Annotated in this window: 1 protein-coding gene; it reads right to left on the bottom strand. The window is 69.0% G+C overall.

The window, feature by feature from the left end:
• Positions 1–179: 179 nt before the first annotated feature.
• Positions 180–395 carry a hypothetical protein gene (locus AC13HU_RS37965; protein WP_483046547.1) on the bottom strand — a complete coding sequence of 72 codons (216 nt, stop codon included), beginning with the start codon at positions 393–395 and terminating at the stop codon, positions 180–182.
• Positions 396–612: the final 217 nt, after the last annotated feature.

The following is a 612-nucleotide window of genomic DNA, read 5'->3' as shown; positions in this document are numbered from 1 at the left end:
CCCGGACAGTGAGCCAGCCCCCTGAGCCAGCTCACTGGTGCCCTCCGGGCATCCCCCTTTTCTCCTGCGAACTCCGGAAACCCCCATCTCCAGGTCCACAGGGTCATGTCCGCCGCTGGGCAGTTCGCCCGGCGCTCCGTGCCGCCCCATGCCGCTCCGGACGGGCGCCTTGCGGCGGATCAGCTTGCGGGCTCGGACTCGGTATGCCAGTTGTCCGGCTTGGCGTGACCAGGCTTCGTCGTGGGCTTGTCCGCCAACAGACCGTCGACCGGTGCCTCCGAGGCGTCCTCCGTGTGCCAGTTGGCCGGCTCGACCTTGCCCGGAGTCGGCGTGGTCGGCGGCACGGGGTCGGTCGGGTTGGTCGGCGGCTGGTTCTCGGTGGTCTTTGTGGTCATGACGGTTCTCCTGCACTTCGGGGACTTGCTGTGGTGAAGCCCACCCGGCGACGACCCCCGTGCATCACCGGGCGGGCGGCTCGTGCGGTGATGGAATCGTGGCAGGCGCCGATAATCAACCGATAAACGGTATCGATGAGTTGCCGTAGCGGCCGATTGCCGCCCCGGGACGCGGGTCCCGTACCCGGTCCCGCAGCAGGTCCGAGGCGTCCTTGCC

This window comes from Streptomyces sp. NH27 (genome assembly GCF_056859195.1).
This window is presented reverse-complemented; position numbering and strand designations above follow the sequence as displayed.